Origin of the sequence: Synechococcus sp. GFB01, assembly GCF_001039265.1 — a bacterium.
Classification (GTDB): Bacteria; Cyanobacteriota; Cyanobacteriia; order PCC-6307; family Cyanobiaceae; genus NIES-981.
Genome location: NZ_LFEK01000020.1, coordinates 1 through 20603, shown reverse-complemented (window position 1 = coordinate 20603; position 20603 = coordinate 1). Strand labels below are relative to the sequence as shown.

Sequence of the window (20603 nt, the reverse complement as noted above, 5' to 3'; positions counted from 1 at the left end):
CGGCGTCCTCCCAGCAGGCCTTCTCGATCTTTCTGGAGCTGGGCAACCCGACGCAGTAGGCGTACAGGAGCAGCACCACCATCATTCGGGGCTCATACGCCTTCTCACCCCGCGGGTCCTTCTGCCGGTAAACGGCATGGATCGCCTCAAGGTCCAGCTCGGCGGCCAGATCGAGCAGAAAGAACACCAGGTGGTTCTCCGGCAACCAATCCACCGGTGAGGGTGGCAGCAGCAGGGTCTGCTCGGGGTTCCAGGGGCGGAAGGACTTGGGCTTGACCATGCCCCATTATCCTGCCAAGAACCATTGCAGTCACTGGGTTCTGGGCGGATTACAGGGCGGCTGTGGAAAGGACGGGCGTGGATCTATGCGCGACACCCTCCTAGGGGCCGACGAGCGCTGGTGCTGGCCAATCCCACCCCCACCAAACGACCCCTGCCCGGCACAGAAGCAGAAGCCACGTTTCTGGTGGGTGCCTATCCCGGCAGCCGTGAGCTGAGCGGCGGCCAGGCCACCCTGACCCAGTTTCAGCAGCAGGCCAGCCGCTATCCGATCCTCCACCTCGGCACCCATGGCTGCTTCATCGCCGGCGGCTGCCCAGAGCTGGGCATGCAGGCCAACACGCTCCTCTTCGCCAACGGCGTTCAGTACCCGATCGCAGAAGCCGCCAGGCTGGGCCTCACCAACACCGAACTGCTCGTGCTGGCGGCCTGCCAGACGGCCCGCATCACCGACGACAGCGATGTGGGCCTCAGCGGTCTGGCGTACGTGTGGGAGCGCGCCGGCGCCCGGGCGGTGGTGGCCAGCCTCTGGAGCGCCCCCGATACCGAGAGCAGCCAGATCAACAAGGCCTTTTACGCCAATCTCAAGGCCGGCATGGACAAGGCGGAAGCGATGCGCCAGGCCAAACTCACCGTGATGCACAGCAGAGCCGAGGGCCTCCACCCCTTCCTCTGGGCGCCGTTCATCGTGATCGGCGATGCGGCACCGCTGGCGAAATGATCGTCAGGATCGACCAGCAGCAGCGGGCTGTTGGCTTGTGCAAGGGGGCCTTCGAACAGGCTCCTCGAGTGGACAGGCCAGCACCGATTACCTGCTTGCATTCTAACGTTCTTGTCTACTACTCAAGAGCGGCGTTAGCCTGCGTGAAGCCTTCAATAGGGCAGTATCTCCTCTTGCCCTGGAACTGCTTTCGGGCGTGCTGTATAGATATCAACGGAGATCTTCGGAGCTTGAGGTTTCTGATTTATTATTTTTAAATCTCCTTCGGGAATGTCATGGAACTGAAGCACGCTGGTAACGCGGCTCCCACGTACCATCAGATCGTAAAGTTCGTCTGCCATGGTTTGATGATAGCCATCATCTCCCGATAAGACTGCGCCTGTGCGTCCTTATCGGAAAGAATCGGCGTTGTGAAGGGCCATGGAATGCCGAGCTCTTTGTCGTCCCAACGGCAAAGAATCTCCTCGCCCGGATCGTAAAAGTCGCTCTCCACCGTGAGCAGAATCGAATCCACTGGGAAATACAGTCCATGCACCACGCCGGCCGGAACAACCATGAGATTTGGGACCGCGCAGCTGAGTTGAAGCAATGACACCAGACCGAAGGTGGGGGAGCGATCTCGCACATCCTTGAGGCCAATCAAGCACTCCCCAGAGGCCATGACGAAGCAGTCTACGTGCACCCCATGGACGTGACTGCCCCGCAGCGTTCCTGCAAGTGACCACATCAGGTTGATCTGGGAACAGGGAATATCTGGCAGCCAGGAAGTACGAAATACTTCGAGAAGCCAGCCTCGCTGATCAGGCTTTGGATCGAGGGGAAGCAGGCTGCAGCCCATTGGTAGAGATTGCATAGAATTCTGTGCCAAGTTAACAATTCATTGCATTTTGGCTATGGTAGCAAAGCTTCGATCACTCAGAGCTGAATCATGCCAAGTGAGATTGGCGGAGTCTCTGCATATCTTGCCCCTGGTTTGCTGAAGCTGGCACGGCGAAGCCGGCTATGCATTTTTCAGCGGCAATTGCCGAAACGTCTACGCCCCTTGCTGTACGACCATGATCTTGTCCGCTGGGACTGAATCCTGTGGCTTCGCCTTCAATCCGCCATGTCCAAGCGCATCCGTGTCGGTTTCGGGCCGGTGGTCGAAGGTGAGGACACCCTCGGTAACCGTAAGTGGCGGATTGATGCAGTCGTTAATAGCATCAATCGCCACTCGAAACACTTTGGGGCAACTATATTCTTCCGTGACGATGATCTTTTCTGCTTCGACATCATCGTCGTAGCCAAGGAGCTTGACCTTTTTATCCCTAATGTTGTACGTGATCTCCATGCCCGTGGAATCCGTGTAATCTACGATACGGCCGACATTCGCCATGTCTTCGCTGATGGCAAAGGGCACGATCTCTACACGGATCGGGCGGCATGGGAGAAGTACTACCGGCCCTTCGTTGGCTCCGTTGATGGTCTGATACTAGCGAATCCGAGACAACAAGATGTGGATGATGATCAGGCTATTCCTCGCATGAAAATCGCCCTGCCGCTGCTCAATCGCCACCGACGTACCAGGTACGCGCACGCAGGGCCGATCCGGTTGATCTGGCAGGGTTATCCCGAGAACATGCCTCCGATGCTTCGGCTACATCCCATCCTTGATCGACTGAGATTGGACACGGGCCTAGATATCCGCCTCGTGTATAACACGAAGGGGGCTGCTAGGCGGGAAGGGCCGATAGAGTACACGCAATGGAATGTTCATCGGTGGGATCGCGTCCTTGCCGAGGCTGACATCGCCGTGGCGATCAAACCCCTCGATGATCCCTATCAGCAACGCAAGCCAGCTACGAAGGTGATCAGCTACATGGCGGCAGCTCTTCCAGTGGTGTGCACGCCCTCGCAGGCCGACCGGCAAGTGATACACCACGGTAAGACCGGATTCTTTGCCTACAATGACCAGGAGTGGTATGACTACTTGCACGCTCTCATTCAAGACCCATCGCTACGCTCCCGAATCGGTAATGCTGCTCGCCGTCAAGTGATCGAAGCCTACGGAGACAAGCAGGTTGCTGCGGAATACGAGGATTTGTTTGAGCGGGTACTTGCGAATCGGCCGATGCCGGGGCTGAGCGCGTCCTCGAAAGGATGAAAAGATCCTGATCAATCCGGCCATCCCTGGGCCGCTTGAGAAATCCGCATTGTGTTGCCAAGGGAGCGTTGTTGAACTTGTCTAGCGTATCCCGACGGGACATGACTTCGTCTGCTTGAATTCTAATCCACGCCCAGGAGATCAGAAAAGCGACGCCTTTTGTCATGCTGTCCCCAGATGAGCTCCTTGGCCCCNTGGCAACAAGAGTACCATCCATCTATTTCGCCTCGGTTGTGCCTCAAAGGAAGGATATCCAATCTTCCCGGATCAGCGCCACAAAGTTGCTCGAGAATGATTGGTAAAGCGGTTGGGGGNTTCTGCCTCACGCCACTCATCTTGAGGTTCTTGAAGTGTTACAGGTGATGCTTGCTCTGTAAGACCGTGACTAACATCAAGGTGCAGAAGACGGGATCTCATGGTGGTTTCTCAGCAGTACAATCGCTTTCGCGCTTCTGATCTGGGGCTTTAGGTGTGCAGGAGCTTGCCCAAGAGAAACTCGCTCTGCTCCTTCGTCTGCGTTTTCAGAACTCCATCGCCGATGAGGAATCCGTTTAGCATTCCGATGCGCCCGTCCAGTCCCCATAGCCGATCGGAGATCAGCGGTGAAAGCATTGATTGTCTATTGGCACCCCGAACCCAGGAGCTTCAACCACGCCATGCTGGTTTCGGCGCAGAAGGCCCTCATCGGCAGTGGCTGGGACGTGATCGTGTCGGATCTCCACGCGATGCAGTTTGACCCCGCATCCAGCCGCGCGAATTTCCGCAGCGTGAAGGATCCGGATTATCTGAAGCTGCAGATCGAGGAGATGCACGCCACCGAGGTTGGCGGCTTTTCCGAGGAGTTGGCGGCAGAGATGGAGAAGCTCGAATCGTGTGACCTGATGATCTGGCAATTCCCCCTCTGGTGGTTCGGCCTTCCCGCTGTGCTCAAGGGCTGGGTGGATCGGGTCTTTGCGATGGGCCGGATCTACGGAGGCGGCCGCATCTACGACCAGGGGGTGTTCCGCGGCAAGCGTGCGCTGTTGTCGCTCACCACCGGAGGTCCGGCTGAAGNCTACGTGCAGGGTGGATTCAATGGTGACATCCACGCCATCCTCAGGCCCATTCAGCGAGGCATGCTGCAGTTTGTGGGGTTCGATGTGCTGGCGCCGCAGATCGTGTATGCCCCAGTGCGCATGAGCGATCAGGAAAGGCAATCGGAACTTGAGCGATTCAAGGAGCGATTGAGCACGATTGCNGGCGAAGCGCCCATCCACGTTGGTCACTATTAGATTGAGCGCTCGACACGTGACGACCGGAATCGACATCCACGACATCCACGCTGTCACCGAGCGGATCGAGCAGGCGATCGCGGCCAGGATCGCGGCTGTCACCAGGGAAAAGCACTGGGTGACGCATTACGGAGCCAACCACATCCATCCCAGGCACCTGGTTTACTGGATCTGCGTGCAGTCAGACGCTGAGAAGAAGCGGTTGCAATCCGATCAGGAGCTTTGCCGCAGCCTGCGCAGCCTGCTCCGGGAGTATCGGTATCCCATTGAAGGTCGAGATGGGGTACACATCGGCTTCGAGTCGCAGGAGACCGTGGATCGTGAATCCGGCGGCAACTGGTGGTATCACTGGAGGTGACGCCACGGCACGCGCGCAGGGCTTTAGACCTGGGATTCACACCATGTGTTGTTCGCTCGGATCCCTGCCGGGTCATGGGCTCACTCTCCCCAGTGCGGGTGACGCCCCCTGATTGTCTTCATTCGCCCAAAGATTTCTTGCGGCTGGATCACCCTGATCCAGAATGGGCTGCCCGATCAGCCTAGATCTGGAGATCCATTGCCCCTGTTGCNTTGGAAGTCGCGAGAGATCGCTTTCTGGCTGCTGTCCATGCCGACAGGGTCCTTCAGGAGCTGTTGACCAGGAGTCCTGAAGCCAAGGACGCTGCGATTCGAATCGCCAGGTCCGCAGGACACTTTGTTGAATCCCACGAGATTCTCAATCCTGTGGGCGTGGATGGCGCCTGCGATCTCGAGGATCAGGAGGAGAGTGTGGTCGACCTGATCGATTTCGATGGCGATGGCGTTCCCGATGCCATCCGGAAGAGCGGAAGGTGGGTCATGGCTGATGATTCCGACGATCTGTAGCACTGCTCCTGCAGCGATCCTCGGGGCGACGATCCGCCGGCCTGCATGCATCCATCCATGGCCTACCAACCCAACAGCNTTGCCGGGGGCTGTTCTTGGTCTGGCGATGTCTGCCGGTCGGCCGGGGCTGAGCGGAAGCCTGCAGAAGCCCTCGCTGCAAGCCTCAGTCGTCCTAGTTTCCAGACCACCCGCAGGGATGGATCGCCCTCGCGTTGCCAGGCATGCCTCAGCCCGACTCCCCTGATCCGGCCCAGACCCCGCCCGCATCGGCTGATTCGCCGGGATCCACTGAAACGCCCGAATCCACGCAGGCACTTGAGCGGGAACTGGCCAGGACGCAGGCCGAACTCGAGCAGTGCAGAAGCCTGATCGAGGAGCTGCCGTCGATCTACGAGGNCAAGTTCACCCAGCGGGTGCGTGCCGTTGCAGCCGATATCCAGCGGCTGCTGCAGGAGCGGCGGACCCTCCAGGTGCAGCTGTCCCGTGCCCTCGATGCGGCGCAGGCCCCTGCCCAGCTGGTTGCTGCCGATCCCGTCACCCCACGCCGCCGGCCACCCCGCCGCACGGTGCTTCTGGCGGGGTGCATCGCTCTCGGCCTGGTGACGGCCCTCGCGGTGATCGCCACCCAGCGGCGGCCCCCAAGCCCCCTGCCGCCCCGCCGCCGCGGGCTGCGGCCACACCACCAGAGGCGGCTGAGACAGCTCCTCACGGCGGCGCCCGGAACTGCGCTTGCGGGCCCGCGGCGAGGCCTGGCTTGAGGTGCGGAATCTCCAGGGAGGCAAGGTCTTCGTGGGGACACTCCGGAACGGCGAGGAGCGCATCCTGCCCCTGGGCGACGGGCTGCGCGTGCGATCCGGCCGCGCCGACCTGTTGGAAGTGTCGCTTGCGGGCGATCCCCCGACGCTGCTGGGCACGGTGTGGGATCTGGGCTGGAGGAGCTTTCCGCCGCCGGAGGAACAGCCCCCCGGCAGCTTCTGAGGCCGCTGTCGCTATCGCGCCGCCGGAGCCTTGCCGTACTCGCTCCAGGCCTTCAGCTCCTCGAGGGTCTGCACGCCCTCCAGCCTCGGCTTGCCCGGCAGGTCCCAGGTGGGGTAGCCGAGGATCCCGGCGGCCTGGCAGCGGGCCCGGCCGGCATCCGTCTTGTCGCACTCCACGTAGGGCAGGCGGTTGCCGGCCTCCTGGCCGAAGAGATTCTTCTGCTGGAAGCAGGCCGGGCACCACCAGGCGCCGTAGAACTGGGCGCCGCGCCGGCGCAGGTGCTCACTGAGTGCCAGCTGCTCGGGCCCGGAGGGTTTGAGCGGTTGGCCCACATGCGGCGAGCTCGACTCTGACGGGCTGCCCAATCCCCCCCCGGCCGTGGCGCTGGCGCCGGAGAACAGGGCCACGGTCGTGCTGAGGCCGACCAGCAGCAGGGTGCGCAGGGAGCCGGGGCGGTTCATGGGACGGGGCGCAGGCACCTGGAAGCACTTGACCGTACCCAGTTTCGGCCGTTGCCGCCAGCCGTCGGCTTTCCGCCCGTGCAGGCCAGACCCTGCAACTGAGACACTGGGGGCCATGAGCGCAAACGGCTACCGCGACTACTTCAAGGTGCTGGGTGTGGATCGCGGCGCCGATGCCGACGCGATCAAGCGCGCCTTCCGCAAGCTGGCGCGCCAGTACCACCCCGATGTGAATCCGGGCGACCAGACGGCCGAGGCCAAGTTCAAGGAGATCAGTGAGGCCTACGAGGTGCTCTCCGATCCCGACAAGCGCCGCCGCTATGAGCAGTTCGGCCAGTACTGGAACCAGGCCGGCGCCGCAGGAGCGCCGGGTGGCTTCGATGTGGACTTCGGGCGCTACGGCAACTTCGACGACTTCATCAACGACCTGCTCGGCCGCTTCGGGGGGCCGGCGGGGCCCGGTGCTGCGGGGGGTGGCTTCGGCTTCGGCGGTGGCTTCCCAGGTGGGTTCGGCGCCGGCTTCCCCGGCGGAGGATTCGCCGGCCCCTCCGGCGCTCGCGCTGCCGCCCCCAACCTCGACGCCGAGGCCACCATCAGCCTTTCGCTGGCGGAAGCCTTCCGCGGCTGCGAGCGCATCCTGGCCGTGAACGAGGAGCGGGTGCAGGTGCGCATCCCACCCGGGGTGAAGCAGGGAAGCCGCCTGCGGCTCAAGGGCAAGGGCAACCTCCAGCCCGGCACCGGCCGCCGGGGGGATCTCTACCTCACGCTCCAGCTCCAGAGCCATCCCGTGTGGAAGCTTGACGGCGATCAGCTGCGCGCCGAGCTGCCCCTGAGCCTCGATGAGCTGGCCCTCGGTGGTGAGGTGCGTGTCGCCACTCCCGAGGGTGAGGCCACCGTGCAGGTGCCGCCCGGCATGACGCTGGGCCGCAGCCTGCGGCTCAAGGGCAAGGGCTGGCCCCTCTCCAGTGGCCGCGGCGATCTGCTGCTCACCCCCGTGCTCAAGCTGCCGGATCAGCTCAGCGAGCGGGAGCAGCAGCTGCTCCAGCAGCTCCGGCAGGCCCGCAGCGCCGACCCGCGGGCCGGCTGGATCCAGGCGGCGCGGCTCTGAGCCGGGACCGCCGGCCCGTAGCGTGAATCCTCTGCGCCTGCCCAGAAGAAGAGCTTGGCCTTTGTGATCCGATCGGGGCCTTTCGCAGCACGCTTCGCGGCACTCTCAGGCTCGCCTCTCCGCCGGCTTGCCCTGCCGGTGCTGGCCGGGGTGCTGGGCTTCTCGGTCCTGGGCTGGTGGGTGGCGCACTGGGGCATCGAGGAAACCGACAACGCCCAGGTGGAAGCGCACCTCGTCGACATCGCCAGCCGCGTTCCCGGCACCATCGCCCAGGTGGCGGTGGAGGAGAACCAGGCCGTGCACCGCGGCGAGTTGCTGGTGCTGCTCGATCCCCGCGATGCACGCATCCGCCTGCTGCAGGCCGAGGCGGATCTGCAGGAGGCCCGCCGCCAGGCCAGCGCTCTGCAGGCCCAGGCCCGCGCCAGTCTGAGCGGCGCGGCGGCGGCCGCGGATGTGGCGGTGGCTGATCAGCAGGTGGCGGCCGCCGAGCTTGAGCGGGCGCAGGCCGATCTGCGGCGTCTCGAGTTCCTTCTGAGACAGGGGGTGGTCTCCCGCCAGGAGGTGGACCGCGCTCGCGCCGTCTACGCCCAGGCCCGCGGGCAGCTCACCCGCAGCCAGGCCAGCGCCCTCCAGTCCCAGGCCAGTCGGCGGCAGGTGCGGGTGGAAGGGGAGAAGGCCGCCGCCGCCCAGGCGCGGATCCGGCAGCTCGAGGCCGCCCTGGACGAGGCCCAGTTGCAACTGGGGTATCAACGCATCCTGGCCCCCGGGGACGGGCGGATCGGCTCGCTCACCGCTGAGCCCGGACGNCAGGTGCAGCCCGGCCAGCCGTTGATGACCCTGGTGGCCCCCCAGCCCTGGGTGGAGGCCAACTTCAAGGAGACCCAGATGGATGCCCTGCGGCCCGGCCAGGCCGCCGAGGTGAGCATCGATGCCTTCCCCGGCCGCCGGCTGCGGGGCCATGTGGTCAGCGTGGCTCCCGCCGCCGGATCCCGCTTCGCCCTGCTGCCACCGGATAACGCCACGGGCAACTTCACCAAGGTGGTGCAGCGGGTCACCGCCCGGATCGCCCTCGATGGTGTGCCGCCGCCGCTGGCGGCTCGCCTGGTGCCTGGGTTGTCGGCCACGGTCCGGGTACGACGGCCGTGACCCTGCGGCAGTGGGCGGTGGTGATCACGGCCGCCGTCGGCGCGATGCTCGAGGTGATCGATGTGAGCATCTGCAACGTCGCCCTGCCGCACATCCAGGCCAATCTCGGCGCCACCCTGGCCGAGGTGGGCTGGGTGGTCACCGGCTATGCGATGGCCAGCGTGGTGATGATTCCGCTGAGCGAATGGCTGAGCGAGCGCTTCGGCCAGCGCTCCTATTTCGTGTTCTGTCTGATCGGTTTCACCACCGCCTCGGTGCTCTGCGGCCTGGCACCGAGCCTGCCTCTGCTGGTGGCGGCCCGCATCGCCCAGGGACTGCTGGGGGGCGGCCTGATGCCGAAGGCCCAGGCCATCATGTTTCAGTCGGTGCCCAGGGCCATGCAGGGTCTGGCCCAGGGTGTGTTCGGCATCGGCGTGCTTGTGGGGCCGGTGGTGGGCCCCACCCTCGGCGGCTTTCTCACCGATGGGCCCGGCTGGCGCTGGATCTTCTTCATCAATGTGCCCTTCGGCATCCTCACGGTGCTGATGGCCCTGGCCTTCATGCCACCCGATCCCGATCCCACCTGGGCGGATGATCGCGGCCGGCCGCTGCGTACCGGTGGCCGCCGCGTCGACTGGCCCGGCATCCTTCTGCTGGTGGCCGGTCTGGCCAGCCTCCAGGTGGTGCTGGAGCAGGGCCATCAGTTCGACTGGTTCGACAACGCCGGCATCCGCCGGCTGATGATGCTCACCGCCGTCGCGCTGCCGACCTTCGTGTGGTGGGAGCTGCGCTGCAGAACGCCGGCGGTGGATCTGCGGGTGCTGCGCCATCGCTCCCTGGCCGCCGGCAGCCTGTTCTCCCTGGTGCTGGGCATGGGTCTCTACGGCACCGTGTTCGTGGTGCCGATCTTTGCCCAGTCGGTGCTGGGCTACACGGCCACCCAGACCGGCCAGCTGATGCTGCCGGGGGCGCTGGCCTCGGCGTTCACCATGGGTGTGCTGGGCAGGAACGCCCACCGCTTCGACCCGCGCCTGCTGATCGCGGTGGGTGCCGGAGCCATGGTGGCCACCATGCTGCAGCTGGCGACGATCGGTCCGGACACTGGTGAAGAGAGCCTCTTCTGGCCTTTGATCCTGCGGGGTGTCACCACGGTGACGATGTTCCTGCCGCTCAGCCTGGCCACCCTGGGGCCNNNGNNNCNNNTGCCGCGGGAGGATGTGGGTGCCGGCAGCGGCTTCTACAACCTCACCCGTCAGCTGGGGGGGACCTTCGGCATCGCCGTGCTCACTGTGGTGCTCGAGCATCAGCAGGCCGTGCACCGCTCGCAGCTGGTGCAGCACCTCTCCACCACCAATCCCCTGCTGCAGCAACGCCTCCAGGCCATGACCGCCTGGCTGGACGGCCGCAGCGACCAGGCCCTCAGCCTGCTCAGCCAGCAGGTCGATCGCCAGGCGGCCCTGCTGGCCTATGGCGATGTGTTCCGCCTGGTGGCCCTGGTGTTTCTTCTGGCCATGCCGCTGGTGCTGTTGCTCGGGAAACCCGCTCCGCAGCAGGCTCCGTAGGATCCTGCATTGCCCACCCCAGCGCCGCATCAGCCCCCTGATGGAGCTCACCTACCGCCCCCGTCGTCTGCGTCGTACGCCAGCCNTGCGGGCGATGGTGCGGGAGACATCCCTCAGCCCGGCGGATTTCATCTACCCCCTGTTCGTGCACGAAGGGGCCACCAACGAGCCGATCGCGCCATGCCCGGCTGCTTCCGCTGGAGCCTGGAGGGCCTGGTGCAGGAGGTGGGCCGCGCCTGGGATCTGGGCATCCGCTGCGTGGTGCTCTTCCCGAAGGTGGCCGATGGCCTCAAGACGGAGGACGGCGCCGAGTGCTTCAACGAGCACGGCCTCATCCCCCGCGCCATCCGTCGCCTGAAGGAGGTGCACCCCCAGATGGCGATCATGACCGACGTGGCCCTCGATCCCTACTCCTGCGACGGCCACGACGGCATCGTGAGCCAGGAGGGCGTGGTGCTCAACGACGAGACCGTGGCGATCCTCTGCCGCCAGGCGGTGGCCCAGGCTCGCGCCGGCGCCGACCTGATCGGCCCCAGCGACATGATGGACGGGCGCGTCGGCGCCATCCGCGAAGCCCTCGATGAGGAGGGCTTCGAGCATGTGGGGATCATCAGCTACACCGCCAAATACGCCTCCGCGTACTACGGCCCCTTCCGCGAGGCGCTCGATTCGGCCCCCCGCGCCGCCGGCTCCAAGCCGATTCCCAACGACAAGAGCACCTACCAGATGGATCCGGCCAATGGCCGCGAGGCGATCCTGGAGGCCCAGCTCGACGAGAGCGAGGGGGCGGACATCCTGATGGTGAAGCCCGGCCTGGCCTACCTCGACATCATCCACCGCCTGCGGGCCGAATCGGAGCAGCCGATCGCGGCCTACAACGTGAGCGGCGAGTACGCCATGGTGAAGGCCGCCGCCGAAAAGGGCTGGATCGACGAGCGTGCCGTGGTGCTGGAAACCCTGCTCTGCTTCAGGCGGGCCGGCGCCGACCTGATCCTCACCTACCACGCCTGTGATGCAGCGGCCTGGCTGCGACAGGGATGAGCCACTCTCGACCGTGAGCTCCGCGCCCGGCCCCCCCGGGCTGCCGGGCCGCCGGAACCGTCTGTCCCGTTGTCGACCCCGAGCCCGATCGAACGGGAGGCGCTCGAGCTGCTGGAGTGGCCGCGCCTGGCTGCTCAGCTGGCCAGCTTCGCCAGCACAGCCCCGGGTGGCCGCCACTGCCGTGCGCTGCCTCTGCCCGGGAGCCTGGCGGAGAGCCGTCGGCTGCTGGTCGAAACCAGCGAACTGCTGGCCCTTGATGGGCTGATCGAGGGTGGTCTGAGCTTTCAGGGCGCCGCCGACATCGCTCCGCTCGTGGAGCTCTGCGCCAAGGGTGGCTGCGCCGATGGCGAATCCCTGTTGGAGCTGGCGGGCACCCTGGCGGCGGCACGGCGTCTGCGCCGCCAGATCGACGATCCGGCCCTGCGGCCCGTGACCACCGCTCTGGTGGCCGAGCTCCGCACCCTGCCGGAGCTGGAGCAGCGGTTGCACTTCTGCCTGGAGGAGGGCGGCCGCGTGGCCGACCGGGCCGATCCCGCCCTGGCGGGTCTGCGGCGTCAGCTGCAGGGCCTGCGGGCCGAGCGCCGCGAGCGGCTCGCCGAGCTGCTGCGCCGCTACGCCCCCCTGTTGCAGGACACGGTGATCGCCGAGCGCAGCGGCCGACCGGTGCTGGCGGTGAAGGCTGGCGCCGCTGCCCAGGTGAGCGGTCTGGTGCACGACAGCTCCGCCTCGGGCAGCACCGTGTTCGTGGAGCCCCAGGTGGTGATCCCGCTGGGCAACCGCATCCGCGAGCTGGAGGGGCAGGAGCGGGAGCTGGAGCAGAAGGTGCGGCAGCAGCTCAGCGTTCAGGTGGGCGAGCAGGCCGAGGCGCTGCGGGAGCTGGTCCGCGCGCTGGTGCAGCTCGATGCCGCCCTGGCCAGGGCCCGCTATGCCGCCTGGCTCGGGGCGGTGCGGCCGGAGCTGGCGGATGGGGCCGATGCCCCGTTCGAGCTGCGCGAGCTGCGGCATCCGCTGCTGCTCTGGCAGCAGCGCCGCGAGGGCGGCCAGCCGGTGGTGCCCGTGAGCCTGAGGGTGCCTCCGGAGCTGCGGGTGGTGGCGATCACCGGTCCGAACACCGGCGGCAAGACGGTGACCCTCAAGAGCGTGGGACTGGCAGCCCTGATGGCCCGCGCCGGGCTGTTCCTGCCGTGCGGCGGCACGCCGCGGCTGCCCTGGTGCGGCCGGGTGCTGGCCGACATCGGCGATGAGCAGTCGCTGCAGCAGAGCCTGTCCACCTTCAGCGGCCACATCCGCCGCATCGCCCGCATCCTGGCCGCCCTGCCGGGTGGGGTCGACCCTGCCGGCGACGCCGCCCTGGTGCTGCTCGACGAGGTGGGCGCCGGCACCGATCCCCAGGAGGGGGCAGCGCTGGCCACCGCGCTGCTGCAGCAGCTGGCCGATCGCGCCCGGCTCACCATCGCCACCACCCATTTCGGTGAGCTCAAGGCGCTCAAATACGCCGATCCCCGTTTCGAGAACGCCTCCGTGGCCTTCGATGTGGAAACCCTCTCACCCACCTACCGGCTTCTGTGGGGGATCCCCGGGCGCAGCAATGCCCTGGCGATCGCCCGTCGGCTGGGCCTCGACGAGGCGGTGCTGGAGCGGGCCGCCGCTCTGCTGGAGCCGGGGGGTGGGGGTCAGGTGAACCAGGTGATCGCCGGCCTCGAAGACCAGCGACGCCGCCAGCAGGAGGCGGCCGAGGAGGCGGCCGCCCTGCTGGCCCGCACCGAGCTGCTCCATGAGGAGCTGCTGCTGCGTTGGGAGCAGCAGCAGCAGCAGAGCGCCGAGCTGCAGGAGCAGCGCCGCCTGCAGCTGGAGCACTCGATCCGCGAGGGGCAGCAGGAGGTGCGGCGCTGATCAGGCGTCTGCGGGAGGCGGGGCGTGGCGGTCGCCGTCGCGGCGGCTCCAGCAGTGAGCTCGGCGAAACGGCCCGCCAGGCCGGCCAGCGGCTCAAGCGCCTGGAGCGGGAGCACCGCCCCCAGCCGGAGCGGCGCGACCATGCCGGCTGGATGCCGGCGGTGGGGGATCGGGTGCGGCTGCTGTCGCTGGGCAAGGCCGCCGAGGTCCTGGCGATGGCCGACGACGGCCGTGAACTCACGCTGCGCTGCGGTGTGCTGCGGCTCACGGTGCCGCTCGAGGGTGTCGAGGGGCTGCATGGGGAGAAGCCGGCGCCGCCGGAGGTGCGCGTGCAGGTGAGGGGTCAGCGGGGGCTGGGCGGCCGCGGCCCCGAGGTGCGCACCGAGCGCAACACCGTGGATGTGCGCGGGCTGCGGGTGCACGAGGCCGAGGCGGCGGTGGAGGAGCGCCTGCGCAGCGCCAATGGCCCGGTGTGGGTGATCCACGGCATCGGTAGCGGCAAGCTCAAGCAAGGGCTGCGCAGCTGGCTCGCCACCGTTCCCTTTGTGGAGCGGGTGAGCGATGCGGCCCAGGGCGATGGCGGCCCCGGCTGCAGCGTGGTGCATCTGAAGGGCTGAAGCCCCTCTGCTCAGAAGCGCGGCAGCATCGGTTCGGTGGGTGTGGGCCTGGGTAATGGCAGGGCATCACCGGCCGCGTCGAACAGGCGCCAGCCGCTCGCCTCCACCTCCAGAAACACGGTGGCTCCGGCCACCAGGGGCTGATCCGGCGCCACCCGCACCTGCAGCAGGTGGCCCCCATCCTCCAGCTTGCAGGTGAGCAGCTGCTCGTTTCCGAGCAGTTCGCAGTGGCTCACAGTGGCATTGAGGTTGCGGTTGGTGGCGGGCGCCAGGCGCAGGTGCTCCGGACGCAGGCCGGCGGTGAGCCGCTGCCCGGTGCGACCCGCCAGGGCTTCGGCCAGGGGGCCTTCCACGGCAAAGCGGCGCTGGCCCAGCTGCAGCTGCCCCGGGCCGCTCACCTCCACCGGCAGCAGATTCATCGCCGGACTGCCGATGAACTGCGCCACGAACAGGTTGGCCGGCCACTGATACAGCTGCATCGGCGTGCCCAGCTGCTGCAGCACCCCGCCGCTCAGCACGGCGATGCGATGCCCCATCGTCATCGCCTCCACCTGGTCGTGGGTCACGTAGAGGGTGGTGGTGCCCAGGCGGCGCTGCAGCTCCACGATCTGCGTGCGGGTGCCGGTGCGCAGCTTGGCGTCGAGATTGCTGAGCGGCTCATCCATCAGGAACACCGACGGCTGGCGGGCGATGGCGCGGCCGAGCGCCACCCGCTGCTTCTGGCCGCCGGAGAGCTCCTTCGGGAGCCGATCCAGCAGCGGCTCCAGCTCGAGCATCGTGGCCACTTCGGCGATGCGGGCCTCGATGCGCCGCTCGCGCTGGGAGGTGATCCGCAGAGGCGGCGGCAGGCTGCGGCTGGCCTGGTGCAGGCTGTCCTGCAGCTGCTGGAGCGGGGTGCGCGGCCGGCTGCGTCGCAGTCCGAAGCCCAGGTTACCCGCCACCGTGAGGTGGGGGTAGAGGGCGTAGCTCTGGAACACCATGGCCACATCCCGCTGGGCGGGCCGCAGCCGGCTCACCGGCCGCTCGGCCACGTAGATCTCGCCGCTGCTGGGCTGCTCGAGCCCAGCCAGCAGCCGCAGCAGCGTGCTCTTGCCGCAGCCGGAGGGGCCCACCAGCACCAGGAACTCGCCGTCGTCGACGGCCAGATCGAGCTGCCGCAGCACCGACACCGGCTCACCGCCGCGGCGGGGTGGATAGGTCTTGCAGACCTGCTGGAAGCGAACGGCGGCCAAACCCCTGTCCCGACGGCGCGATCCTAGGTTTGACGGCAATGCAGTTCATCGATCAAGCCCGCATTGCGGTGAAGGCGGGCCGGGGCGGCGATGGGATCGTCGCCTTCCGCCGTGAGAAGTACGTGCCTGCCGGAGGTCCCTCCGGTGGTGACGGCGGTCGGGGCGGCGACGTGGTTCTGGTGGCCGATGCCAACCTCCAGACCCTGCTCGACTTCAAGTACAGGCGTCTGTTCGAGGCCACCGCCGGCCGGCGCGGCGGCCCGAACCGCTGCACCGGGGCCAGCGGCGAGACGCTTCAGATCCGGGTGCCTGCGGCACCGAGGTGCGGGACGCCCGCACCGGCATCCTGCTCGGCGATCTCACCACCGCCGGACAGGAACTGCTGGTGGCCCTGGGGGGNCGCGGCGGTCTCGGCAACGCCNACTACCTCAGCAACCGCAACCGCGCACCCGAGAAGTGCACCGAAGGCCGGGAGGGCGAGGAGTGGCGGCTGCAGCTGGAGCTCAAGCTGCTCGCAGAGGTGGGGATCATCGGCCTGCCCAATGCGGGCAAGAGCACCCTGATCTCCGTGCTCTCGGCCGCACGGCCGAAGATCGCCGACTATCCCTTCACCACCCTGGTGCCCAATCTGGGGGTGGTGCGCCGTCCCAGTGGAGACGGCACGGTGTTCGCCGACATCCCGGGTCTGATCGCCGGCGCTGCCCATGGGGCAGGCCTGGGACATGACTTCCTGCGCCACATCGAACGCACCCGGCTCCTGATTCACCTGATCGACGCCAGCGCCGACGACGTGGTGGGCGACCTGCAGGTGGTGACGCGGGAACTGGAGACCTACGGCCATGGCCTGACGGCACGGCCGCGTCTGGTGGTGCTCAACAAGATCGAGCTACTCGAGCCGGCCGACCTCGATGCCTGCAGGATTCGACTGGAGCAGGAGATCGGCGATCAGGGTGCGGTTGCCGTGCGTCCGGCGGTGCTGGGGNATCTCCGCTGCCAGCAACCGGGGGCTGGAGGCCCTGCTGGCCGCGGTGTGGCAGCAGCTGGGCATCCAGGCGTAGAGCGGGGATTCAGTCGTCGTAGACGCGGCACTCCTCGGCGTCGGGGTTCATGTCGCAGTAGACCTCCAGGGGCGTGGGGTCGTGGCTGTCTTCGGGGTGCTGAGCCTTGTAGGCCTCCAGACCGGCCAGCTCCTCCTCGAGATGGCGCACCTTGCCCATGTCGCCGGCGGCGCGGGCAGCCTCGATCTCGGCCTTGTCCTTCTGGATGTGCTCGTCGATGGTGTTCATGCAGGTGCCGGCTTGGAGGAACCGGAGCTCATCGGGCCCACCATACGGGTGCTGCGGGTTGTTGCGCAGAGGTCTGTGATGGGCTGCTGATCGGCTCCCGCGTGGCTAACAGCAGGGGAGGCCGCAGCGGAGTTGAGCCGATGACACGCATCGTGCAGCGTCGGGATCGACACTTCATGGATCAGCAGGGGCGTCTGTACTGGATCAACGGCCCCGAGCACAACTGCTATCTCTCCGAGCAGAGGCTCTGGCGCCGCGGGCTCAGCTTCGACGATGTGTTGGATTGGAAACAATGCGCCCCCAGTGGACTGGTGTCGCAGCGCTTCGCCTCGATCCAGGCGGCNTGTGAGGCCTTCGACCATGCCCAGGTGCGGTGGTTCCAGGACGTCTATCTGCGCCGCATGGGGGATCAGATGGCTGCCCAGCGCAGCCTGGACGACTACAAACCCACGGCCATGAAGCTGGCCGAGGCGGCCGGGGCCCGGGTGCGCCGCCAGCCCTGGCTGCTGCCCGAGCCGGCCGGTCCCGTCTGCGGCCTGCCGCCGCAGCGCAGCCCCGGCCTGGAGATGCCCCATCCGCGCCGGCGGCGCCGTTCAGGCCTCCAGCTCGCTCAGCGCTAGCCAGCGCTCCTCGGCCGCGTCGATCCGCTCGCTGAGGCCAGCCAGCTCGGCGGTGAGCTGCTCCAGCCGGGTCCGCTCCCGCGAGGCCAGGGCCACCCGCTGTTCCAGCTCGCGGCGCTGCTCCTCCCAGCGGGGCAGGTTCAGCTCCAGCTGGGCCAGTTCCCGGTTCTCCTTGTAGCTGCGGCGACGCCGGGGAGCGGCGSCCTCTGCCGCGGCTGGGCGGGCCGGGGCCGCGACGCTGGGATCGGGGTCGTGGCGCGGCGGCGGCGGGCTGCCCGCTGCCGCGGCCGTGCGCTGCTGGCACCGCTCCAGATAACTGCTGTAGTTGCCCTCGAAGCGCTGGAGCGTGCCGTTCTCGAAGCAGAACAGCCGGTCCACGGTGCGATCGAGGAAGTAGCGGTCGTGCGACACCACCACCACGCAGCCGCGGAAGTCCTCGAGGAAGTCTTCGAGCACCGTGAGGGTCTGCACATCGAGGTCGTTGGTGGGCTCATCGAGCAGCAGCACGTTGGGCGCCTCGATCAGCAGCCGGCAGAGGTGCAGCCGGCGGCGCTCGCCGCCGGAGAGCTTGCGCACCGGCTGGTGCTGCTGGGCCGGCGGGAACAGGAAGCGCTCCAGCAGCTGCGAGGCCGAGAGGGTGCTGCCGTCGAGCTCGATGCTGCTGGCAGCCTCCTTCACCACATCGATCAGCTTGCGCTCGCGGCCGGCGGCGTCGGTGGCCTCGAGCACCCGGTGGCTGTGCTGATCGAAGTAGGCCAGCTTCACGGTGCTGCCCAGCTCCAGCCGGCCGCCATCGGCCCGGCGGCGCCCGGCGATCAGATCCAGCAGGGTGGATTTGCCGGAGCCGTTGGGGCCGATGATCCCCACCCGGTCCTCGGGACTGAAGTCGTAGCTGAAGTTGTGCAGCAGCGGCGCCGCGCCGGCCTGGCGCGCCTCGTCGCAGGCCCATATGCACAGCGACTCCGCTTCGATCGCCCGCCTGCCGAGGCGGCGGGGGTTGCTGCTGAGGCTGAGCTGGCCCTTCTGCTGCCGCTTCGGCGCCTCCTGCATCGCCTCGATCCGCTGGATGCGGGCCTTCTGCTTGGTGCTGCGGGCCTTGGGGCCGCGCCTGAGCCACTCGAGCTCGCGCCGCAGCACGCCGCGGGCCTTCGCCTCGCTGGCGGCGGCCGAAGCCTCCTCCTCCGCCTTGCGCTCCAGGTAGGTGGCGTAGTTGCCGCCGTAGCTGCGCGCCTCGCCCCGGTCCACCTCCACGATCCGGCGGGTCACCTGATCGAGCACGTAACGGTCGTGGGTGATCAGCACCAGGCGCCGGCGAAGCGCTGCAGGTAGCCCTGCAGCCACTGGATGCAGTCGGCATCGAGGTGGTTGGTGGGCTCATCGAGCAGCAGCACGTCGGGCTCGGCCACCAGGGCCGCGGCCAGGGCCAGGCGCTTGCGGTAGCCACCGGAGAGATCCCCCACCCGCCGGCCCACGTCGCGGATGCCGAGCCGATCGAGCACCTCGCGGATCTGCTGCTCCAGGCCCCAGGCCTGGCTCTGGTCCATGCGGGCGTTGAGGCTGCCCAGCTCCGCCAGCAGAGCCGCGTCATCGGCAGCGTCGTCGGCCCCCTGGGCGTGGGCCAGGGCCAGGGCCTGGCTCACCTCGGTGTAACGGCGCAGCAACTCCATCTTCTCGCCGCTGCCTTCGAACACCTGCTCCAGCACGGTGCGCTCCGGGTCGATCTCCGGTTCCTGGCTCACCAGCACGATCCGTGCCTGGGGGGCCGTGCGGCGCTGCCCCGCTCCCGGCGGCTCCTGGCCGGCCAGGATGCGCAGCAGGGTGCTCTTGCCGGCGCCGTTGGGGCCGATCAGCCCCAAGCGGTCGCGCTCCTCCACGTGCAGGCTGAGCTTGTCGAACAGGGTGCGCACGCCGAAGTCCTTGCGCACATCCACCAGGCTGATCAGGCTCACGCGTTGGCGGCTCGGCGCTGATCCTCCAGATAAGCAAACACGCTCTTGTCGCCCACGTCGGCCGCGGCCGGCATCGGGAACTTGCGCAGGCAGAGCACCAGCAGCAGGGCCGCCTCCACGCCCAGCAGGCTGCCGGCGGCCGCACCGCTCAGCAGCCCGGTGAGCCGGCCCAGCAGTGCCAGCGGCAGCAGCAGGGTCACGCCGATCGCCTCCGGCCGGCGGAAGCAGAAGAACTCCTTGAAGCCGATGCCGGCCAGGGCAGCGAACAGGGGCCCGATGGCCCAGATCCAGCGCGGCTCGCTCGCCACGGCCGCCGCCATGCCGCTGAGGCCGGACCGCACTGCCAGCATCAGCAGGCCCAGGCAGCCGATCAGCCAGAACAGCTGCAGGGCCCGGTGCAGGGGCCGCAGATAGATGTGGATCCAGCGCAGGGCGAGTCCGAGGCCTGCCGTGAGCGGCAGCGTCCAGATCCAGAGCCAGCCGTCACCCAGCCAGCGCCACTGGGCCAGAAGCGCCGCCTGGGCGATGGCGGTGGTGAGCAGGGCGAGGCGGTAGCCCAGCACCTCGCGCCGGTCGAGCTCGGTGATCGTGAAGGGTCCGTAGACCCCCTCGAACACCGGATCGGTGGCGGGCGCGTCGCTCCGCGGGGCGGTCATGGCAGGGCCGGCAGTTCACCCACCAGTGTGGCCAGCTCCGGGGCGGCCGGGATGATCCCGGAGGGGTGCAGCGGGAACAGGGCCCCGAAGTAGTCGCTCCGCCAGGCGTCCGGATGGCAGGTGGCGGCCACGCCCGGCAGGGCATGGAACCGCTGTCGCCAGCGCCACAGCGCCGGCAGCTGCCACAGGGGCCTGCGGCTGACGCCGAACAGGGGGGCGTAGACCAGCTCGAGGCGGATCAGGGTGGGGAAGAGCTGCACATCGGCCAGGCTCAGCGCCGGGCCGCTCAGCCAGGCGTTCGAGGCAAGCGCCGCCTCGGCCGCGTCGAGGCTGGCGAACAGGTCGGCCTCGGCCCGGTCGTAGGCGGCCTGGCAGCGGGCGAAGCCGCAGCGGTAGACGCCATCGTTGACACTGTGCTGCAGCCGCTCCCGCCAGGTCCCGGTGGCGGCCCGCTGGTCGGCGGGGTCGAGGTCGGGGCCGCTGCCGGCGGGCCAGTCGTTGAGCAGTTCGATCAGCCGGGCGCTCTCGTTCACCAGCAGGCGCCGCTGGCTGCGGGAGTAGAGGGCCGGCACCGTGGCCCGCGCCGAGGCCGGGGCGCCGCTGCGGCGGTAGAGCTGCTGCAGGGTGGTGCACTTCTCGAAGGGTTCGGCGAAGCACCATCGGCCCGCCGCCGGATCGGGGTCCACCACCAGCAGGGTGATGCTGCCCGCCAGCTGTCGCAGGGCCCACACCAGCCAGGCCCGGTGCGCCCAGGGGCAGCTGCGCCCCACGATCAGCACGTGGCCATCGGCGGCTCC

General features: G+C 67.8%; 17 protein-coding genes and 5 pseudogenes. 13 read left to right on the top strand and 9 right to left on the bottom strand.

Annotation, left to right across the window (positions count from 1 at the left end):
* On the bottom strand, nt 1-280 hold a 280-nt coding region (locus SYNGFB01_RS03940), incomplete at its 3' end, for an IS1182 family transposase (protein WP_048017019.1).
* 24 nt (nt 281-304) lie between these two features.
* Here SYNGFB01_RS03940 and SYNGFB01_RS03935 point away from each other — a divergent pair.
* Nucleotides 305-1000, top strand: coding sequence for a CHAT domain-containing protein (locus tag SYNGFB01_RS03935; RefSeq protein WP_072061551.1), 696 nt, complete (start codon nt 305-307; stop codon nt 998-1000).
* Between the two features lie 152 nt (nt 1001-1152).
* Here the strand turns inward: SYNGFB01_RS03935 and SYNGFB01_RS15250 are convergent, their stop codons facing one another.
* Nucleotides 1153-1341 (bottom strand): hypothetical protein, encoded by a 189-nt coding sequence (locus tag SYNGFB01_RS15250; protein WP_152669513.1) that lies wholly within the window; start codon nt 1339-1341, stop codon nt 1153-1155.
* A complete protein-coding gene (locus SYNGFB01_RS03930; protein ID WP_072061550.1) occupies nt 1317-1838 on the bottom strand; it encodes a dTDP-4-dehydrorhamnose 3,5-epimerase family protein in 522 nt (173 codons plus the stop codon). The genes SYNGFB01_RS15250 and SYNGFB01_RS03930 overlap by 25 nt, the downstream gene beginning before the upstream one ends.
* 267 nt (nt 1839-2105) lie before the next feature.
* Between SYNGFB01_RS03930 and SYNGFB01_RS13670 the strand changes: the two genes are divergently transcribed.
* The 5 genes from SYNGFB01_RS13670 to SYNGFB01_RS03900 all read left to right on the top strand — a co-directional run bounded on the left by SYNGFB01_RS13670 (nt 2106) and on the right by SYNGFB01_RS03900 (nt 6256).
* Nucleotides 2106-3143 carry a glycosyltransferase gene (locus tag SYNGFB01_RS13670; protein ID WP_082325858.1) on the top strand — a complete coding sequence of 346 codons (1038 nt, stop codon included), beginning with the start codon at nt 2106-2108 and terminating at the stop codon, nt 3141-3143.
* Nucleotides 3144-3745: 602 nt separating this feature from the next.
* A complete protein-coding gene (locus SYNGFB01_RS03915) occupies nt 3746-4414 on the top strand; it encodes an NAD(P)H-dependent oxidoreductase (RefSeq protein WP_048017015.1) in 669 nt (222 codons plus the stop codon).
* Nucleotides 4415-4430: 16 nt separating this feature from the next.
* Nucleotides 4431-4772, top strand: a complete 342-nt coding sequence (locus SYNGFB01_RS03910) for a hypothetical protein (RefSeq protein WP_152669512.1) — start codon at nt 4431-4433, stop codon at nt 4770-4772.
* Nucleotides 4773-5047: 275 nt separating this feature from the next.
* On the top strand, nt 5048-5278 hold the full coding sequence (locus SYNGFB01_RS14080) for a hypothetical protein (protein ID WP_152669511.1): 231 nt from the start codon (nt 5048-5050) through the stop codon (nt 5276-5278).
* A 729-nt stretch (nt 5279-6007) separates the two neighbouring features.
* Nucleotides 6008-6256 carry a DUF4115 domain-containing protein gene (locus SYNGFB01_RS03900; protein WP_048017012.1) on the top strand — a complete coding sequence of 83 codons (249 nt, stop codon included), beginning with the start codon at nt 6008-6010 and terminating at the stop codon, nt 6254-6256.
* An 11-nt stretch (nt 6257-6267) separates the two neighbouring features.
* Here the strand turns inward: SYNGFB01_RS03900 and SYNGFB01_RS03895 are convergent, their stop codons facing one another.
* Entirely contained in the window at nt 6268-6717 is a 450-nt protein-coding gene (locus SYNGFB01_RS03895; protein WP_048017011.1) for a hypothetical protein, read from the bottom strand.
* A 115-nt stretch (nt 6718-6832) separates the two neighbouring features.
* Here SYNGFB01_RS03895 and SYNGFB01_RS03890 point away from each other — a divergent pair, with 115 nt between their 5' ends.
* From SYNGFB01_RS03890 to SYNGFB01_RS03870, 5 genes and pseudogenes are all read left to right on the top strand, one after another.
* On the top strand, nt 6833-7825 hold the full coding sequence (locus SYNGFB01_RS03890; protein WP_048017010.1) for a DnaJ C-terminal domain-containing protein: 993 nt from the start codon (nt 6833-6835) through the stop codon (nt 7823-7825).
* 138 nt (nt 7826-7963) lie between these two features.
* Nucleotides 7964-8971: an HlyD family secretion protein gene (locus SYNGFB01_RS03885; RefSeq protein ID WP_161795846.1), complete on the top strand. Its 1008-nt coding sequence runs from the start codon at nt 7964-7966 to the stop codon at nt 8969-8971.
* Nucleotides 8968-10512, top strand: a pseudogene (locus tag SYNGFB01_RS03880) (DHA2 family efflux MFS transporter permease subunit). The gene SYNGFB01_RS03885 and the pseudogene SYNGFB01_RS03880 overlap by 4 nt, the downstream one beginning before the upstream one ends.
* 40 nt (nt 10513-10552) lie before the next feature.
* A pseudogene (hemB, locus tag SYNGFB01_RS03875) lies at nt 10553-11553 on the top strand (porphobilinogen synthase).
* 69 nt (nt 11554-11622) lie between these two features.
* Nucleotides 11623-14063: pseudogene (locus tag SYNGFB01_RS03870) on the top strand (endonuclease MutS2).
* Between the two features lie 11 nt (nt 14064-14074).
* Here SYNGFB01_RS03870 and SYNGFB01_RS03865 read toward each other — a convergent pair.
* Nucleotides 14075-15295, bottom strand: a complete 1221-nt coding sequence (locus tag SYNGFB01_RS03865; RefSeq protein WP_048017008.1) for an ABC transporter ATP-binding protein — start codon at nt 15293-15295, stop codon at nt 14075-14077.
* A 38-nt stretch (nt 15296-15333) separates the two neighbouring features.
* On the opposite strand from SYNGFB01_RS03865, the pseudogene obgE reads away from it, so the two are divergent.
* Nucleotides 15334-16191, top strand: a pseudogene (gene obgE, locus SYNGFB01_RS13000) (GTPase ObgE); the annotation flags it as partial.
* A gap of 171 nt (nt 16192-16362) precedes the next feature.
* Here obgE and SYNGFB01_RS03855 read toward each other — a convergent pair.
* Entirely contained in the window at nt 16363-16581 is a 219-nt protein-coding gene (locus SYNGFB01_RS03855; RefSeq protein ID WP_048017006.1) for a Calvin cycle protein CP12, read from the bottom strand.
* A 140-nt stretch (nt 16582-16721) separates the two neighbouring features.
* Here SYNGFB01_RS03855 and SYNGFB01_RS03850 point away from each other — a divergent pair, with 140 nt between their 5' ends.
* Nucleotides 16722-17201 (top strand): hypothetical protein, encoded by a 480-nt coding sequence (locus SYNGFB01_RS03850; RefSeq protein ID WP_048017005.1) that lies wholly within the window; start codon nt 16722-16724, stop codon nt 17199-17201.
* Here SYNGFB01_RS03850 and abc-f read toward each other — a convergent pair.
* The 3 genes and pseudogenes from abc-f to SYNGFB01_RS03835 all read right to left on the bottom strand — a co-directional run.
* Nucleotides 17175-19150 (bottom strand): annotated as a pseudogene (gene abc-f / locus SYNGFB01_RS03845) (ribosomal protection-like ABC-F family protein). The gene SYNGFB01_RS03850 and the pseudogene abc-f sit on opposite strands and share 27 nt — an antisense overlap.
* The gene (locus SYNGFB01_RS03840; protein WP_048017004.1) at nt 19147-19806 is read right to left on the bottom strand and encodes a DUF2301 domain-containing membrane protein; all 660 of its coding nucleotides are present in this window, start codon (nt 19804-19806) and stop codon (nt 19147-19149) included. The pseudogene abc-f and the gene SYNGFB01_RS03840 overlap by 4 nt, the downstream one beginning before the upstream one ends.
* Nucleotides 19803-20603, bottom strand: an 801-nt coding sequence (locus tag SYNGFB01_RS03835) for a glutathione S-transferase C-terminal domain-containing protein (protein ID WP_048017003.1), incomplete at its 5' end; no start/stop codon positions are given. The genes SYNGFB01_RS03840 and SYNGFB01_RS03835, both read right to left, overlap by 4 nt.